This window comes from Pseudomonas sp. DW-iso17 (assembly GCF_058725345.1).
Window position 1 is genome coordinate 47,905 of sequence record NZ_JBZXEA010000002.1, and the last position, 15,524, is coordinate 63,428.

At 58.4% G+C, this 15,524-nt stretch carries 18 protein-coding genes, 1 tRNA gene and 1 pseudogene; 11 read left to right on the forward strand and 9 right to left on the reverse strand.

The features are described 5' to 3' along the window. Nucleotides 1-13: 13 nt before the first annotated feature. Complete coding sequence (gene dspII / locus AC4PS6_RS01495; protein ID WP_032903199.1) at nt 14-1,126, forward strand: enoyl-CoA hydratase/isomerase DspII; 1,113 nt, start codon at nt 14-16, stop codon at nt 1,124-1,126. On the opposite strand, the gene AC4PS6_RS01500 is transcribed toward dspII, so the two are convergent. Both AC4PS6_RS01500 and AC4PS6_RS01505 read right to left on the reverse strand, forming a co-directional pair. Beyond that, nucleotides 1,112-1,567, reverse strand: coding sequence for a DUF3757 domain-containing protein (locus AC4PS6_RS01500; protein ID WP_019818495.1), 456 nt, complete (start codon nt 1,565-1,567; stop codon nt 1,112-1,114). The two genes, dspII and AC4PS6_RS01500, sit on opposite strands and share 15 nt — an antisense overlap. A 157-nt stretch (nt 1,568-1,724) precedes the next feature. After that, a complete protein-coding gene (locus AC4PS6_RS01505; protein ID WP_019818497.1) occupies nt 1,725-2,084 on the reverse strand; it encodes a hypothetical protein in 360 nt (119 codons plus the stop codon). A gap of 244 nt (nt 2,085-2,328) precedes the next feature. Here AC4PS6_RS01505 and AC4PS6_RS01510 point away from each other — a divergent pair, with 244 nt between their 5' ends. From AC4PS6_RS01510 to AC4PS6_RS01535, 6 genes are all read left to right on the forward strand, one after another. Continuing rightward, a complete protein-coding gene (locus AC4PS6_RS01510) occupies nt 2,329-2,541 on the forward strand; it encodes a cysteine-rich CWC family protein (protein ID WP_019818502.1) in 213 nt (70 codons plus the stop codon). Then, a complete protein-coding gene (locus tag AC4PS6_RS01515; protein ID WP_014717350.1) occupies nt 2,531-3,223 on the forward strand; it encodes a pseudouridine synthase in 693 nt (230 codons plus the stop codon). Before AC4PS6_RS01510 ends, AC4PS6_RS01515 begins: the two co-directional genes overlap by 11 nt. Nucleotides 3,224-3,527: 304 nt before the next feature. Next, nucleotides 3,528-4,412 carry an alpha/beta fold hydrolase gene (locus AC4PS6_RS01520; RefSeq protein WP_032903200.1) on the forward strand — a complete coding sequence of 295 codons (885 nt, stop codon included), beginning with the start codon at nt 3,528-3,530 and terminating at the stop codon, nt 4,410-4,412. Nucleotides 4,413-4,525: 113 nt separating this feature from the next. Next, nucleotides 4,526-4,599, forward strand: a tRNA-Gly gene (locus tag AC4PS6_RS01525). A 316-nt stretch (nt 4,600-4,915) separates the two neighbouring features. After that, a complete protein-coding gene (locus tag AC4PS6_RS01530; protein ID WP_014717348.1) occupies nt 4,916-5,254 on the forward strand; it encodes a hypothetical protein in 339 nt (112 codons plus the stop codon). 99 nt (nt 5,255-5,353) lie between these two features. Next, entirely contained in the window at nt 5,354-5,854 is a 501-nt protein-coding gene (locus tag AC4PS6_RS01535; RefSeq protein WP_032903201.1) for a methylated-DNA--[protein]-cysteine S-methyltransferase, read from the forward strand. On the opposite strand, the gene AC4PS6_RS01540 is transcribed toward AC4PS6_RS01535, so the two are convergent. The 5 genes from AC4PS6_RS01540 to AC4PS6_RS01560 form a co-directional block, all read right to left on the reverse strand. Then, nucleotides 5,810-6,637, reverse strand: a complete 828-nt coding sequence (locus AC4PS6_RS01540) for a GNAT family N-acetyltransferase (protein WP_050587241.1) — start codon at nt 6,635-6,637, stop codon at nt 5,810-5,812. The genes AC4PS6_RS01535 and AC4PS6_RS01540 overlap by 45 nt on opposite strands. A 157-nt stretch (nt 6,638-6,794) precedes the next feature. Then, entirely contained in the window at nt 6,795-7,322 is a 528-nt protein-coding gene (locus tag AC4PS6_RS01545; RefSeq protein ID WP_014717345.1) for a DUF4142 domain-containing protein, read from the reverse strand. 119 nt (nt 7,323-7,441) lie between these two features. Then, complete coding sequence (locus AC4PS6_RS01550; protein WP_014717344.1) at nt 7,442-8,083, reverse strand: LysE family translocator; 642 nt, start codon at nt 8,081-8,083, stop codon at nt 7,442-7,444. Between the two features lie 47 nt (nt 8,084-8,130). Further along, nucleotides 8,131-8,547 (reverse strand): fosfomycin resistance glutathione transferase, encoded by a 417-nt coding sequence (gene fos, locus AC4PS6_RS01555; protein ID WP_019818507.1) that lies wholly within the window; start codon nt 8,545-8,547, stop codon nt 8,131-8,133. A gap of 15 nt (nt 8,548-8,562) precedes the next feature. Further along, nucleotides 8,563-9,480: a LysR family transcriptional regulator gene (locus tag AC4PS6_RS01560; RefSeq protein ID WP_492180630.1), complete on the reverse strand. Its 918-nt coding sequence runs from the start codon at nt 9,478-9,480 to the stop codon at nt 8,563-8,565. Nucleotides 9,481-9,557: 77 nt separating this feature from the next. On the opposite strand from AC4PS6_RS01560, the gene AC4PS6_RS01565 reads away from it, so the two are divergent. Beyond that, entirely contained in the window at nt 9,558-10,034 is a 477-nt protein-coding gene (locus AC4PS6_RS01565) for a DMT family transporter (protein WP_336826887.1), read from the forward strand. Here the strand turns inward: AC4PS6_RS01565 and AC4PS6_RS01570 are convergent. Beyond that, complete coding sequence (locus AC4PS6_RS01570; RefSeq protein WP_019818511.1) at nt 10,006-10,680, reverse strand: NAD(P)H-binding protein; 675 nt, start codon at nt 10,678-10,680, stop codon at nt 10,006-10,008. The two genes, AC4PS6_RS01565 and AC4PS6_RS01570, sit on opposite strands and share 29 nt — an antisense overlap. A 327-nt stretch (nt 10,681-11,007) precedes the next feature. On the opposite strand from AC4PS6_RS01570, the pseudogene AC4PS6_RS01575 reads away from it, so the two are divergent. Continuing rightward, nucleotides 11,008-11,920 (forward strand): annotated as a pseudogene (locus AC4PS6_RS01575) (aminotransferase class I/II-fold pyridoxal phosphate-dependent enzyme). Nucleotides 11,921-12,025: 105 nt separating this feature from the next. Then, nucleotides 12,026-13,210 carry an MFS transporter gene (locus AC4PS6_RS01580; protein ID WP_020301016.1) on the forward strand — a complete coding sequence of 395 codons (1,185 nt, stop codon included), beginning with the start codon at nt 12,026-12,028 and terminating at the stop codon, nt 13,208-13,210. Here the strand turns inward: AC4PS6_RS01580 and yiaY are convergent. Continuing rightward, the gene (gene yiaY, locus AC4PS6_RS01585) at nt 13,177-14,325 is read right to left on the reverse strand and encodes an L-threonine dehydrogenase (protein WP_032903202.1); all 1,149 of its coding nucleotides are present in this window, start codon (nt 14,323-14,325) and stop codon (nt 13,177-13,179) included. The genes AC4PS6_RS01580 and yiaY overlap by 34 nt on opposite strands. 123 nt (nt 14,326-14,448) lie before the next feature. On the opposite strand from yiaY, the gene AC4PS6_RS01590 reads away from it, so the two are divergent. After that, the gene (locus AC4PS6_RS01590; RefSeq protein ID WP_103451996.1) at nt 14,449-15,465 is read left to right on the forward strand and encodes a DUF4917 family protein; all 1,017 of its coding nucleotides are present in this window, start codon (nt 14,449-14,451) and stop codon (nt 15,463-15,465) included. The last annotated feature ends 59 nt before the right edge of the window (nt 15,466-15,524 follow it).

The following is a 15,524-nucleotide window of genomic DNA, read 5'->3' on the forward strand; positions in this document are numbered from 1 at the left end:
GATTGAGGTCACGATGAACCTGCATTTCGAAGAACTGACCGGCAGTGGCGGCGCTCGCATCGGTATCGCCAGCCTGGACGCGCCAAAGTCCCTTAACGCCCTCTCCCTGCCAATGATTCTGGCCCTGGATGAGCGCATGGAGGCCTGGGCCAAAGATCCGCAGATCGTCTGTGTGCTGCTACGCGGTAACGGTCCCAAAGCCTTTTGCGCCGGTGGCGAAGTGCGCAGCCTGGCTCAGGCTTGCCGTGAGCAGCCCGGCGAAGTTCCGGCTCTGGCCGCCCAGTTTTTTGCCGCTGAATATCGTCTTGACTACCGCCTGCACACCTTCCCAAAGCCGTTGATCTGCTGGGGCCACGGTTATGTCTTGGGCGGTGGCATGGGCCTGTTGCAAAGCGCCGCCGTGCGTATCGTTACGCCAAGCAGTCGTCTGGCCATGCCCGAGATCAGCATTGGCTTGTACCCGGATGTGGGGGCCAGTTGGTTCTTGTCCCGCTTGCCGGGTAAGCTCGGCCTGTTCCTGGGCCTCACCGGCGCCCATATCAACGGTCGCGACGCGCTGGACTTGGGCCTGGCAGACCGTTTTCTGCGTGATGACCAGCAAGACGAATTGCTCGATGGCCTGCTGCAGCTGAACTGGCAGGAACAGAGCGCGATGCAACTCAACAGCTTGCTCAAGGCCCTGGCGCAGGAGGCGATCAGCGATCAACCCGACGCGCAATGGCTACCACGCCGCCCACAGATCGACGAATGGCTGGATGTAGGAGATGTACGCTGTGCCTGGCGCGCCTTGAACCTGCTGCGCGACCACAGCGACCCGCTATTGAGCCGGGCCGGCAAAACCCTGAGTGAGGGCTGCCCACTGACGGCGCATCTGGTGTGGGAACAGCTCCAGCGCGCCCGCCACCTATCCCTGGCCCAGGTGTTCCAGATGGAATACACCCTGAGCCTCAACTGCTGCCGTCATCCGGAATTTGCCGAAGGGGTGCGGGCGCGCCTGATCGACAAAGACCAGGCGCCTCATTGGCACTGGCCGGATATCAACACACTCCCGGAAGCGGTGGTGCAGGCGCACTTTGACAAGGCCTGGGAAGGTAGAAATCCTCTGGCAGATTTATCTGACTACTGACAGGTCTGTACGTTTGTCGTTGACCTTGAACTTGCAATTGTCCGGTTGGCTGTCCACGCACGTATACACCGGCAACTCGAACGCATCGGGCTGCAGCTTCCAATACAAGGAGCTGGTCAACGACATGTTGATAATCTCATTGCCCCTGCTTGGCCTCAACGCTACTACTACCCCGCTCCAGTTGGTGCGGTAGATGCACTTGTCCATGTAGCCGTTTCCTCTCTCCTCGCCGTCGCCCGGCATGAAGACTGCGCCAATGAACCCGTCGACAACACCACGCGACGCGACCTTCGGACTTTGCCAGCGCAGGCCGTTGTCTTGGGCGCGATAATGGCCATCGGCGTACACGATCTGCGACGGATAAGGACAGCCTTGCTCCGCACTTGCCGAGGCAATGAAGCAGCTCATCAGCAGGAGCACGCAAATCAATTGTTTGAACATAGGGATTCCATCTGCTCAGTCTCACCACGCAAAAGCACAAGGCTTCTCGTTAGTGAAGTACAGCTAGCGCCTCAAAGATAGCTGTTAAATCTGACAGTACGGACATACGGTACCTATAAAAAACGGCGCATGATGCGCCGCTTGTTTTTCAAGATATTTAACGGTGACCGCCGCGACCACCTCCGTGGTCGGAACCGCGTCCACGCCCGCCATTACCCCAGCGGTCGCCCCACCCCTGGTTGGGGTAGGGTCGGTAGCCGGCGCGAGGGTAATAGCGCGGGGCTGGTTGGTAGTAGCGCGGCGCCGAATAGTAGCGAGGCTGTGGCGCATAGTAGCGAGGCGCTGGCGCGTAATAGCTGCGCCCAGAAGGGTAATAACGCGGGCCGCCGTAGTAATAGGCTGGCGCCGGCGCGGTGTAGACCTCGGAGCGATAGTAGGTGGCGCCTCCATCGTAATAGGGCACGCAGGCTGAAAGGGTCAGGCCGAGCAAAGCGATGAGCAGCAGTCGTCGATACATGGCGGCCTCCTGGACCGCGGAAGAGCTCCTCCAGCGACGCTGGCGAGCGGCATTCAGCTTTCACTGAATGACGAAACATCTGACATCAAAAACCGAATCTGGTGCGTTCGCGACACAAGTGGAAACATCTGTTTCAGACGAAGTGAAGGTCTGTCAAAAACCCATGATGATGGAATGCCGCCCAGCCGCGCTGTATCGTGCAACAACTACCGCTGTCCTACCCGATGCCTGCCTGAACCGACCCATGACCACACCGACCCTATGCCCCGCCTGCGGTGCCCGCAACGACTGCTCCCTGGCCGATCCGCGCACGGCCGATCAAGCCTGCTGGTGCTACAGCGTCATCATCGACCCGGCGGTGCTTGAAGCCCTGCCGGATGAGGTGCGCAATAAAGCCTGCCTGTGCCCACGCTGCGCCCAAGTGGACGAACAGTTGCGTAACCGCCATGCGCGTTGATCGCTTCCTAAGCAACCTGCCACAGTTCAATCGTAAACAAGTGCGCTTGTTGCTGGTGGAGCGCCGGGTGACCGTCGAGGGTGTTGCAGTCAGCGATCCGCACCATGACGTACGTGAGTTCAGCCAGGTTTGCGTTGACGGTGAAATTCTGCAAGCGGGCAAGCCGGCACGCTATTTCATGCTGCACAAACCCCAGGGCTGCGTCAGCGCCACGTCGGACCCGCAACACTCCACGGTCCTGGACCTGCTGCACGAACCGGACAAAGCCGACCTGCATATCGCCGGGCGCCTGGATTTCAACACCACCGGCCTGATGCTGATCACCAACGATGGCCAATGGTCACGGCGCCTCACGCAACCACAGACCAAGTTGCCCAAGGTGTACCACGTGCAAACCGAACAGGACATCGGCCCGCAGTATGCGATGACGTTCGCGGCAGGGGTGTATTTCGCCTTTGAAGATCTCACTACCCAACCTGCCAAACTTGAACGGCTGGGCCCAAGAACGGCCCGGTTGAGCATCGTCGAAGGCCGCTATCACCAGGTGAAGCGCATGTTCGGGCATTTTGATAACAAGGTAATCGGCCTGCACCGCGAGCGAATGGGCCCCTTGGTGCTGGATACCTCGCTTGCGCCGGGTCAGTATCGGCCACTGACTGACGACGAGATCCGACTAATCTGACGACCGTTCAGCCGGTGATGGCAAAAAACCAACCGCTTACCTTGCGACCTGCCTTCGGTGCTGCTTGAATCAAGGCTTCAGCCAGATGATGACTGATGAGTCGCCCTATAACCTCCAAGAAACACCTGCCGCGCCCGTGCTTGATCGTCGGGCCCTCCCGGCAAACCGCCCGCCATAACAACACCCGCCGGCCAGCCGTCATCGGACCGACGTGAGCCTTCATTTTCCAGGCGTATGCCTACCTGTCATAAAGCACGTGCAAAGTGATTTGCGCGCACTACCCGCTTGCCAGGAGTCTTACGACATGAGGCCAGAAATCGCTGTGCTGGATATACAGGGTCAGTATCGGGTTTACACGGAGTTCTATCGCGCGGACGCGGCGGCAAAGACCATCGTCCTGGTCAACGGCTCCATGGCGACCACGGCGTCCTTCGCTCAAACCGTCAAAAGCCTGTACCCGCAATTCAATGTGGTGTTGTACGACCAGCCCTACGCTGGCCGTTCCAAAATCCATAACCGTCATGAGCAGATGCTCACCAAGGAAGTCGAAGGCCAGATCCTCCTGGAACTGCTCGACCACTTCGCAGCTGAATATGTGCTGTCCTTCTCCTGGGGCGGCGCCGCCACGTTGGTCGCCCTTGCACACCGGCCCCGTAGGATAGAAAAAGCCGTGATCAGCTCCTTCTCGCCGGTAATCAATGCGCCGATGCGCGACTACCTCGAACGAGGCGTCGACTACCTGGGCAACCTCGACCGCGACCGTGTCGGCCACTTGGTCAACAGCACCATTGGCAAGCACCTGCCTTCGCTGTTCAAACGCTTCAATTACCGCCATGTCAGCAGCCTGGCCGCACACGAATACGGGCAAATGCACTTCCACATCAGCCACGTGCTCAACAGCGACCGGCAGTGCTACCTCAAGGCGGCCAGGCAAATCGACATTCCGGTGCTGTTCTTGAACGGCGAGTGGGACGAATACACCAGCGCAGACGACGCCAAGCTGTTTGGCCAGCATGTGGCCAAGAGCTGCTTCAGCACCATCCAGGCAACGGGGCATTTCCTGGACATGGAACATAAAGCCGCGTGCCGCGATAGCCGTGAGGCCGTGGTGGGCTTCTTGAAAGGGCAGCGGCCCGCCAGCCCGTTGCGGTATAGCCAGGGCCAGGCGCAACATGCGTGGGCGCTTTGAGATCAAGCCTGACACTGTGGCGAGCATGCTCCCTCGCCACACGCAACTCTCACATTTTTCAAAGAAAAACTTCAAATCCAGCCGAACATCTGGTACAAAGTCAGCCGCTCTGAGCGGGTATAGTTTAATGGTAGAACAGTAGCTTCCCAAGCTTCCGACGAGGGTTCGATTCCCTCTACCCGCTCCACTCAGATTTGCGCTGGCGTCAGGAAGGTTCTGACGCAGGATGCACAAAAAACCGGTCCTTGGTGACCGGTTTTTTTATGTCTGAAATTTATTCTCCAGCGCTCATCTGCTGCTCGGCAGTCGAGCCTGAGGGTGTGAAGCACCTTGTGTTGAATCATCCACAGGAAAAAAAGCTGCTCGGGATTTCTTTTCTGGCATCCGCAGCGCTCCAGGTATTACAGCAGCAGCGGTAGGTACGCCTAAGCAAAGTCTTACGGCAAGGCCGGCAACACCGCGCGATAATGTAGGCTCATCGGCCCAGAGTTCGGAATATGGCAATGCTGGACACCCAAAAAACCACACCCAACATCATCCTGCGCCAAGTAGTCGGCTGGGTGTTGGTTTTGCCGCTGCTGATCTCGTTTGTACGGCTGCCCTTCCCCTTCCCCCTTAGATTTTTGCTGGAGTTAGGAGTGATTGCCGCGTCAGCGTATGGCGTGAGGTTTGCCTGGCGTCACGCAACCCCACGCGTGGCTGTGTTCGCTTTGTTTGTCACCCTGCTCAACGTCATTTCTATGTTCATGTTAGGTACCGCGTCAGTACTCAAGGCCCTTTACATTATCGCCTGGCTCTACGGGTACCCCTATTATTCCAACTGGGTTTACTGGAATTTCTAATGGGGCGAAGAATTTGACCGCAAGAAACGTAGTTCCCTAACCCCTTGGTGGAACTACAGTGGCGTCGTCCCCCCTCAACGCCCTTCAAGGAAACAGCTCATGACCTACCAGTACAAGCTCATGCCTTCCCCTGTCGGTGAACTCACCCTGGTGGCGCGCGATGGCAAACTCAGCGCCATCCTCTGGGAAGTAGAACGCGCCAATCGCGTACGCCTGGGTGAATTGATTGAGGCCAACGACAGCCCGGTGCTGCGAGAAACCGAACGCCAATTGAAGGAATACTTTGCCGGAACGCGTAACCAGTTCGAACTGGAGCTGGATTTCGCCGGCACTGACTTCCAGAAGCAGGTCTGGCAGGCACTGCTGACCATTCCCTTCGGCGAAACCCGCAGCTACAGCCAGATCGCCGAGCAGATCGGCAACCCCAAAGCCGTGCGCGCAGTCGGGGCCGCGAATGGGCGCAACCCGATCTCGATCATTGCGCCATGCCACCGAGTGGTGGGGGCTTCGGGCGGGCTGACCGGGTTTGCCGGAGGGCTTGAGGCCAAGCAGTATCTACTGACGCTTGAGGATCGCACCCAGGCAAAAATGGCTTTTTGATAACCGGTCAGCAAGCGCTCCGCGAGTGAAAGCCTGATACTCGAACAAACGTGCAAAGCCCAACTGTTGATACAGCGAGATGGCCTCCGTCGAGGCCTCGAGAAAACATCGGTGAGCCCCCAGGCTCGAGGCGTGAAGCAGGGCAGCTTGAATCAGGCAAGTGGCATAGCCTCTTCCACGAAAGCCCTTGAGCGTGCCGACATCATTCAGACGGGCCTCGCCTTCACACAGTGACAACGTCAACGAACAGCTCACACGCCCCTCGGCGGACAGGGTGAAGTGGTAAAGGGCCTCACCCGCATCAAGCGCCCTCTGGTGCCGTGCCTGATAGTTCACAACGACCTCGGGAAGCATCGAATATGCGCTGCCAACTGGACCCGCCCATTCGTTCAAATCCCGCGTCAGGCAGACCTGTAGAGTCCCCTCGCTCATCCTTGGAATAAAACGCGACAGCTCGAGAACCATCGCGGTTGTCTGTTCAGCAGGCTGGAAACCGATTGCGCAGAGCGCCTCGCGTAGCTCAGCCACCTTTTCCTCATGAACCACAATGCGTATTGCAAGGACGGAACCATGGATCAAGCCCAACGGGGCAGCAAAAGCTTCGCCCAATGGAGCGCTGCCCACGCGAATAAATAACAAGTCATACAGGCCAGAACATACGTCAACGAAATAAGCGTTGATAGCCGCGCTATAACGGCGATGCAGGCCGCAGGTGGCAGAAAAATAGTGATCTTCGGTCAGGTGATAAAGTGTGCGCAGGTCGCAGGTGGCATATGCGGTCATAGGGGTTATCCAGGTAAAAACCCAGTCTTGCGCTCGCCGCCTTGAGATACCGTAGGCTCGCTCCTAAAAGCACGGCAGAAAAACCCACAGTCCTGTTGATATGAAAACGGCGGTTGGATCCTCTCCAACCGCCGTTTTTTCATTTCCAGTAGTCGCCTCAACCGTCGCCTTGATGGCCCTTACCGTAGGTCGAGGCCAGGGCCCTGGCTTTTTGCAGGCGCTCTTCAAGCTTGGGTAGCGTCTCATCCACCAGTGCCTTTATCTCTGGCACATCCGACGCAGCGCCTTCTTTCTTGAACAGGGCGATGGCGTCTTCGTTCTCCTTGACCTGCTGCGCGGTATAGGCAGCGTCAAACGAATCGCCGTCCTTGAGTTCAGGCATCAGGGTTTCGGCCTTATCAACGATCTTCTCCCGTGGGGCCACTGGCAAATCAAGCTTCTTGGCGATCGCCGCCAAGTGCTGGTTGGCCAGCGTGCGCTCGTTGATAACCTCAATGGTGTAGTCCTTGATTTCCTGGGACGAGGTCTTGGCGTGGGCCATGCGGCTGGTTTCGATATCGGCCATGCCTTTGGCCGAAGCCTGCTCGATGAATTCTGCAGGCGACTGGGCGAAAGCACTGCTGGCGCCGAGGCCCAGCAGCATCGCGAAACTGGCGGTGCGTAACCGGGTAGCCATGCGGCTCATGATGGGTTCCTCCAGGGCAAAAATAGGCGCGGGAGCATACAACCCGCCCTGAATTCGAATTTTCACGGCGGTAAAGGTTTAGAAAAAACTTACCTGTGCGACGAACGGTCGTCGTCGCCTCAGGCCGCTTTGCTGCCGAACAGGCCCGGCAATGCGTGCGCCAGGGCATTGAGGGCGAAGCCGATAAACATCACGCCGCAGAGCTTGGTGATCAGGATTTCATGGCGTTGATACAGCGTGCGCACCCGTTGGGCACCCACCACGCCGATCAGGATCGCGTAGGCCAGCAAGCCACCGATAAAGCTCAGCAGAATCAACGTCGGCAACATCGACCAAGTCAACAACTCGGCTCGGCTGGACAGTAACGCGGTGAACGTCGCCACGGCGACCGGGTAGGCCTTGGGGTTGGTCAAGCCAAACAGAATACCGTGCCAGAACGGATGGCGCGCCGCGCCCTGAGGGGCATCGCTATTGCGCCGCTGGGTGCGGATCGCACGCCAGCCGAGCCAGAACAAATACATTCCACTGAGTACACCGAGTACGTCAAAGGCACTGCTGCCGACTTCCCGCGCACCGACGATGGCAATCAGCGCCGTGCTGCACCACACCACATCGCCGAGCAAATGACCGCACAAGAATCCTGCCCCGGCACGCCGGCCACGAGCCGCACCGATGCCGAATACGGCCAGGACACCGGGGCCTGGGGTAATGCCGTAGATAAAACCCGAAGCCAGCACGGCGAGCAGCAAGGATGGGGTCATGGATAGACGCTCCGACAGACGCTAAAAGGTGATTGATTCTGCATGTTTCAGCGCGGTGGGTAAAACTTCATTCCAGCATAGGGCTGGGCGCGACAGGCTTGCAGCCGCGAGGCCAGATCGCCGACATGAACCTCCAGCTTATGGCCGTCGGGATCGAGAAAATAAAACGATGCGCCTTCGCTGCGGTTGTCTCGCCATTCCTGTACCCCGGCAGCACGCAGGTGTTCGACCAAGGGAGTGAAATCAGCAGCATCGACAGTGAAGGCATAGTGGGTGTAATCCACCGCCGGAGCAGTCGAGCGCAACGGGTCCAGCGACAGGCACAGCCAAAGCCCAGGCAGTGAGAGGTAGGCACCGTTGTCCCAGGTTGCGTCGAGCTGCAGGCGCAGCAGATCGTGATAGAAACTGACGCTGCGCGGCACATCGGTGACGGCCAGGGTCAGGTGGTTGAAACCGCTGAGCATCTAGGTGTTCTCGCGTTATCGTGGGTCTGCGGACAATACACCCACCACCCTGCCAATCAACCACTGCAACCCCACATCCCCACCCCGCCGCGTATGCCAGGCCAGCTCAAAGGCAAACGACGGAATATGAAACGGCGGTGGCACGGCCAGCAATTGCCGAGCGTCAATATTTATCAAACCCCGGGACGACACCGTCAGAATCAGGTCCGTACCCTGGATCAACTGCGGCGCCACACCCCAGTGCGGCAGGCTTATGGCTACATGGCGGCGTTCACGAATGGCCGTCAGCGCCCGTTCGATTTCCGGCGTGCCGCTGCCGCGCATCTCCAACAGTACATGGGGGCGCGACAGATAGGCCGGCAGGTCCAGCACCCCGGCGGGCGCCAGGCTATCGCGGTCGACCAGGCAGGTGTAATGCTCCTCGAACAGCGGCGTAGTCCGCATTTCGGCGGGCATGTCGGGGAATACGCCCGCAGCCAGGTCGAGATCGCCATTGAGCACACCCTCAACCATGCCTTCGCGGCTAGCCTGGATGACCTGCAAGTCGATACCGGGCGCTTCATGGCGTAGGAGGCGAACCAGGCCGGGCAGGAATATCGCCGCGCTGTAGTCCGACATCGCCACACGAAAGCGGCGCTTGGCAGAAGTGGGGTCAAAACGATTCGGCGCCAGTAAGGCCTGCACCTGGGCCAGGGCTTCGGTCAATGGCGCCGCCAATTCCATGGCTCGGGCGGTTGGCACCAATGTGCCGCCCTGACGCATCAGCAGCGGGTCGCCCAGCATATCGCGCAGCCGCGCCAACGCATGGCTGACCGCCGGCTGGCTCAGGTGCAGGCGCTCGGCGGCGCGGGTGACGTGTTGCTCGCTGAGCAAAGCGTCGAGGATCTCCAGCAGGTTCAGGTCGATGCGACGCAGATCATTCATCAGCTGCATGCTCGGCATAATAATTCGGAATTTAAATTTGCGCGACGAATACCCTAGAGTCCAGCAAAACCTTTGGGAGCGTCGAGATGACTGTGTTGCATTGGGTAGGTTTGTTAGCGCTGGCGGTGTTCGCCGGCGCGGTGGTGCCGTTTCAGAGTGCGATCAACGCCAACCTCGGGCGCGGCCTCGGCCATCCCTTGTGGGCCACCCTGGCTTCGTTACTGGTGAGCATCATCGTGCTGCTGCCGGTGATTGTGGCGCTGCGTTTACCCCTGCCGAGCCTGGCCTTTATCAGCAAGGCACCGTTGTGGATGTGGGCCGGCGGTGCCTTTGGCGTGTGTTTTATTTCATTGGCGTTGATGCTGCTGCCCAAGCTCGGCGCATCGGGCTTCATTGCGCTGGCCATGGCCGGGCAGGTTCTCGCGTCATTGCTGCTGGACCATTTCGGCCTGTTCGGCCTGGTGGAACGTCAGTTGACAACCTCCCGGGTGTTGGGCGCGCTACTGCTGATCAGCGCCGTTGCGCTGATTCAGTTCAGCGGCGCTCAGCCGCAAGGCGATTGATCTGCGCCTGCTCCACCACGGGCTGCGGCGCGCCCTGGCTGGCCGCCTGCAACATCGCACGGCCGACGGTCTCGGTGCTCACCACCCAATCCGGTTTCAGTCGCCGCACAAACGAAAGCACCGGCCCGAGCACGCTATAGAAGGATTGGTACAACGGCGTCTTCGAACGCACACCGTGCAACGGCTGGATGATCCCCGGGCGGAACAGATACACCGCCTTGAACGGCAAGCGCAGCAAGGCATTTTCGGTCTTGCCCTTGACCCGCGCCCACATCGACTTGCCGGCTTCGGAACTGTCCGTGCCGGCGCCGGACACATAGATAAAGGTCATCTGCGGATTGAGCCGCGCCAGGGTGCTGGCCGCCACCAGGGTCAGGTCATAGGTGAGGTGGGTGTAGCGCGCCTCCTTCATGCCCGCCGACGAAACGCCGAGGCAAAAGAAACAGGCATCAAAACCCTGCAGCAGGTTTTCCAGGGGTTGGAAATCCAGCATGTCGTTGTGCAATACCTGATGCAGCTTGCCGTGCTCCTGAGTCAGGGGCGTGCGGCCGACGGCTACCACTTCCTGCACATCGGCCGCCAGCAGGCACTCGCGCAGCACACCCTGGCCCACCATGCCGGTGGCGCCGAATAACAGAACTCTCATCAAATATTCCTTCATCCCACTGACTTGGCGAGTCGATAGACGAGCCTCTTGAAGGCTACCGGCACATCCGCCCTGCACGCCGGCACCTTACCCAATTTACTGACGCACACGCCCATTAAATCGCATGATATCACCCCCCTTCAGGTCCCTTGGCACACCAGGACATTGTAGGCAGCTATTCGAATGACATTACTGTGCCATCCTAAAAGCAGGAATGTACCTACACGAAATACTCCATCCGGGCTATCGCACATGGGAATCGTCTGACTTATCGAATCAAAATTTTCCCGGTAGTGTTTTCCAGCCCCCCCAAAGGACGCTAGAGAAATGGAAAACTCATCGCACACACACAAATTCTCAAATTACAAAAAACTCATAGCATTGGCCGAAACGGACTGGCACTCGGCAAAGAGCGGGCGAATATGCGAGCTCAATGTCACCGTCAAAAGCAATAATTACCTGACAGATCAATATGGGCGCGACTTCCATCACTTCTGCACAACCTCATATCTTGGGCTCGATCACCACCCGGCCATAATAGAAGGTGCGATGCAGGGAATAAGGGAGGCCAAAACCCTGCGGCGTTGCGGACGTTGACGGTTTACTTTACTTAAAAGCTCGTTATGGGCTATTTCTCTATATGGACGACTCGCATGCGCTGTCGGTATTCGGAGAGGGAGGACGTGGTTACATCCGGCCATTTATGCATGCGCAAGACGATCAGACATTAATAGTCGCGTCCTTAGGAAAGTCTTTCGGTGCTAGCGGCGGGTTGATCATGTTTGGCAGCGAACGACAAAAAAGTCTGATGTACCGTTATGGTGGCCCGAGCAACTGGTCGCAAAGTCTGAACTCAGCGGCTATTGGCGCTGGGCTGGCGTCGCTAAAAATACACCAGACTGAAGAGCTATACGAGCTTCAAGAAAAACTTCAATTTAACATTCAGCTATTTGACAAATTAATATATACAGAGCAGCACGGCACCCAGACTGCCATACGCTTAATTAACTGTGGAGAAGCTGAAAAAGCGAATGAGCTCGCCACCCGACTTTCGGACATTGGCTTTTTTACATCTGCTGTATTTTTTCCGGTAGTTCCAAAAGGAAAATCAGCCGTACGCATAACGCTCCGAGCAGATATGTCCCCTACAACGATAGAGTCGTTTTGCGCACAGCTAACCCAACTAACCACGGCCTCAAAAACCAGCACCAGCTTGCACTCCCAGTCAGAAGCTACCTAATGGGGACGTTCATTAATGGCCACGATTACTGAAACGGATTAAAAACTGTGTAAACGATGCCGAACTAGCAGTTTCTTCCTTACTTAGGATATAGGACGATTTTTATTGAAAAGCAATATCGCTCTCCTCCTCGCCTGTAGTGCTGCCTTCCTCGCTCAAGCTGGTATCAGCAGCTATCTGCCCGCAGTCCCAGCAATCGCGCAAGCTTTAGCCGTCGAAAAGCATGTTGCTCTGGCTCTAGCGGTGTATCTGGTGGGCATGGCCTTGCCAATGCTGCTGTGGGGTAGTCTGGCTGAGCGACTTGGCAGAAAACCGGTGTTACTTGCAGCCTTGGCGGTGTATGCCCTGGCGAGTGCGACGATCCCATCAGCGTTCAATGTTGAGTCATTTCTAGCCTTACGCCTGCTTCAAGGCTTGGGGGCTGGTGGGATGTCCGTCATGGCACGGGTATTAGTGCGCGACAACTTCAGCGGTGCACAGTTGGCCAAAGGACTATCGTGGCTGGGGATGACCTTCGTGGTCGCCTTGGGTATTGGCCAATTCGTGGGTTCGTTATTGCAAATGGCGTTTGGCTGGAAGGCAATTTTCTATACGTTGGCAATCGGGGCTGTCGCTTTGATAGGGGTGTTGCAGCGGGTGGTATTTGCGACGCAAGCAAAAGCTGGCTCCCCGGTCCGCGCTTGGCGTGTTTACAACGCGATTGCGCGACATCCTCCCTTTCTGCACGCCGCACTGGCCGGCGGTTTGGGCTATGGGGTGATCATTGCATTCAATACCTGCGCACCGTTGATTTTTCAGGGAGGTTTTCAGTGGAGCGCAATGGAATACGGCTGGCTGGGTTGGCCGATCAGTGGGGCTTACCTGGCAGGTGCGTTAATGGTCAATCGCTTCGTTGCACGCACAGGTCGCTTGAGAATGATGCGTGCAGGCGTTGCATTGGTACTGCTCGGTACGGCGACCATGTTGCTAGGCAGCGTGCTTGCCAGTGGGCTCGCGGTGCTGCTGTGGTTGCCCTATTGCGTGGCGGTGCTGGGGCAGTCGATCAGTTACCCTATCAGTTTATCTCTCGCCAATGATGAGGCCCCCATCAGCGGCCCCTACGCCATGGCCCTCGGCGGTTTTGTGCATCAGTTGATGGCAGCCATGATCGGCGGTGCGGCAAGCCTACTGGTGAGCCAGCAGGCGTGGCCGCTGGCGGTGTTGTGTGTGGCGTTGGCGGGCGGCACATGCGTATGCCTTGCCCGCTGCAGCTCGGATCAAAACGCGCTACGAAAGATCTCCTCAATCTGACGCTGGTCCGCCCGCCGTGGGTTGGTCAGCCCGCAGGCATCTTTCAACGCATTGCTGGCCAGCAATGGAATGTCCTGCAACTTAGCGCCAAGCTCACGCAAGCCCGCAGGGATTTCCACGTCCTGGGACAACCGACGAATCGCCGCGATGGCAGCCTGGGCGCCCTCCTCGGCGGTGATGCCCTTGATATCCGCACCAAGGGCGCGGCCCACGTCTCTCAGGCGTTTGGCGCAGACGCTGGCGTTGAAGCTTTGTACATGGGGCAATAGCACGGCGTTGCACACGCCGTGGGGCAGGTCGTACAAGCCGCCCAATTGGTGAGCCATGGCATGCACGAAACCCAAGGACGCATTGTTGAAGGCCATGCCGGCGAGGAATTGCGCGTAGGCCATGTTTTCCCGTGCGGCCTTGTCAGTGCCGTCGCGGACCGCCAGGCGCAGGTTGGCGCTGATCAACTCGATGGCCTTGATCGCGCAGGCGTCGGTGATCGGTGTCGCGGCGGTGGACACGTAGGCTTCGATGGCGTGGGTCAGCGCATCCATGCCCGTGGCGGCGGTGAGGCCCTTGGGCATGCCGACCATCAGCGCCGGGTCGTTGACCGACAGCAACGGCGTGACATTGCGATCAACGATGGCCATTTTTACGTGGCGGCTTTCGTCGGTGATGATGCAAAAACGCGTCATCTCGCTGGCCGTGCCAGCGGTGGTATTGATGGCCACCAGCGGCAGTTGCGGCTTGCTCGATCGGTCGACGCCTTCATAGTCGCCGATGCGCCCGCCGTTGGTGGCGCACAGGGCAATGCCCTTGGCGCAGTCATGGGGCGAACCGCCACCCAGGGACACGACGAAATCGCAGGCGCTCTGTTGCAGCAACGCCAGGCCTTTTTCGACGTTTTCCACGCTGGGGTTGGGCTTGGCGCCGTCGTAGATCACCGAGTCGATATCCTGCATCGCCAGCTTCTCGGCGATCATGCCGGCCACACCGGCTTTGGCCAGGCCCACGTCGGTCACAATCAACGCCTTGTCAAAGCCGTAGTTGCGGATGGCGGTCATCGCTTCGTCGAGGCAATCGATACCCATGATGTTGACGGCGGGGATGAAGAACGTGCTGCTCATGATCAATCCTCAAAGGCTTTATGCCGACAGAATCAACCTGTACCGCGTGGCGCATCTTGATCAGGATCAATGCCGGCTCGTGATAAAGTCACCCCCCAGCCGACTTCGAGTAGACCCGCCGCAATGAAGGATTTCCAGGATATTGACGCCCACCTTGAAGACTGGAGTGCCCTGCGCGCTGCCGTCGACTTCAGCGGGATACTGATCGGTAACGGCGCCAGCCGTACGATTTGGGAAGACTTTGCCTACGACTCGCTGTTCGAAAACGCCCGTACCGTCGAAGAAAAACCCCTGAGCGCCTCCGAACTCAGCGTGTTCGACGCCTTGCAGACCCGCAGTTTCGAGCAAGCGCTGGGCGCCTTGAAAACCACCAGCCGGGTCAACAAGGCCCTGGCGGTCAGCTCGGCGGCGCCGCGTAACCGTTACTACGCGATCAAGGAAGCGCTGATCAACACCATTCATACCGTGCACATTCCCTGGCGCCTGGTGCAGCCGTCGACGCTGACGACGATCAACGCGGAGCTGACCACCTACGCCACCGTCTTCACCAGTAACTACGACTTGCTCAACTATTGGGCGACCCTGCACGCACCGGGCATTGACGACCTGTTTCGCAGCGCCGACTCAAGCTTCGACCTGCGCAATACGCACACCGACGCCACCCGCATCCTGTACCTGCACGGCGGCCTGCACCTGGTGCGCAACCTCGACGGCACGGCGCGCAAATTGCCGTACACCGACAGCACCCTGCTCAGCAGTTTTGCCATCAACAACACGATCAAGACCCTCGACGATGTGCCGCTGTTTGTCAGTGAAGGCAAGGTGGAGGAGAAACTCAAAAGTATCCGCAGTTCGGATTATCTGTCGTTCTGTTATGAACAGCTGTTGAGCCATGAAGGCGCGCTGTGCATCTTCGGCCATGACTTGGGGCCGCAGGATAAACACCTGGTGGATGCTATCGGCCAGGCCAGCATCAACACCCTGGCGATCTCGGTGTCGGGGCGCAGCGATGGGTTTATTCGCCAGCAGAAGCGGCGGTATCTGGAGTTGTTCGAGGGCTCTGCTGTGGAACTGAGGTTCTTTACAGCGCGTACGCACCCACTGGGTAATCCGGCATTGTCCGTCCCTGTGGAACGCTGAGCAAAATGTGGGAGCTGGCTTGCCTGCGATGGCGGTGGGTCAGCCACAGATCGGGCACC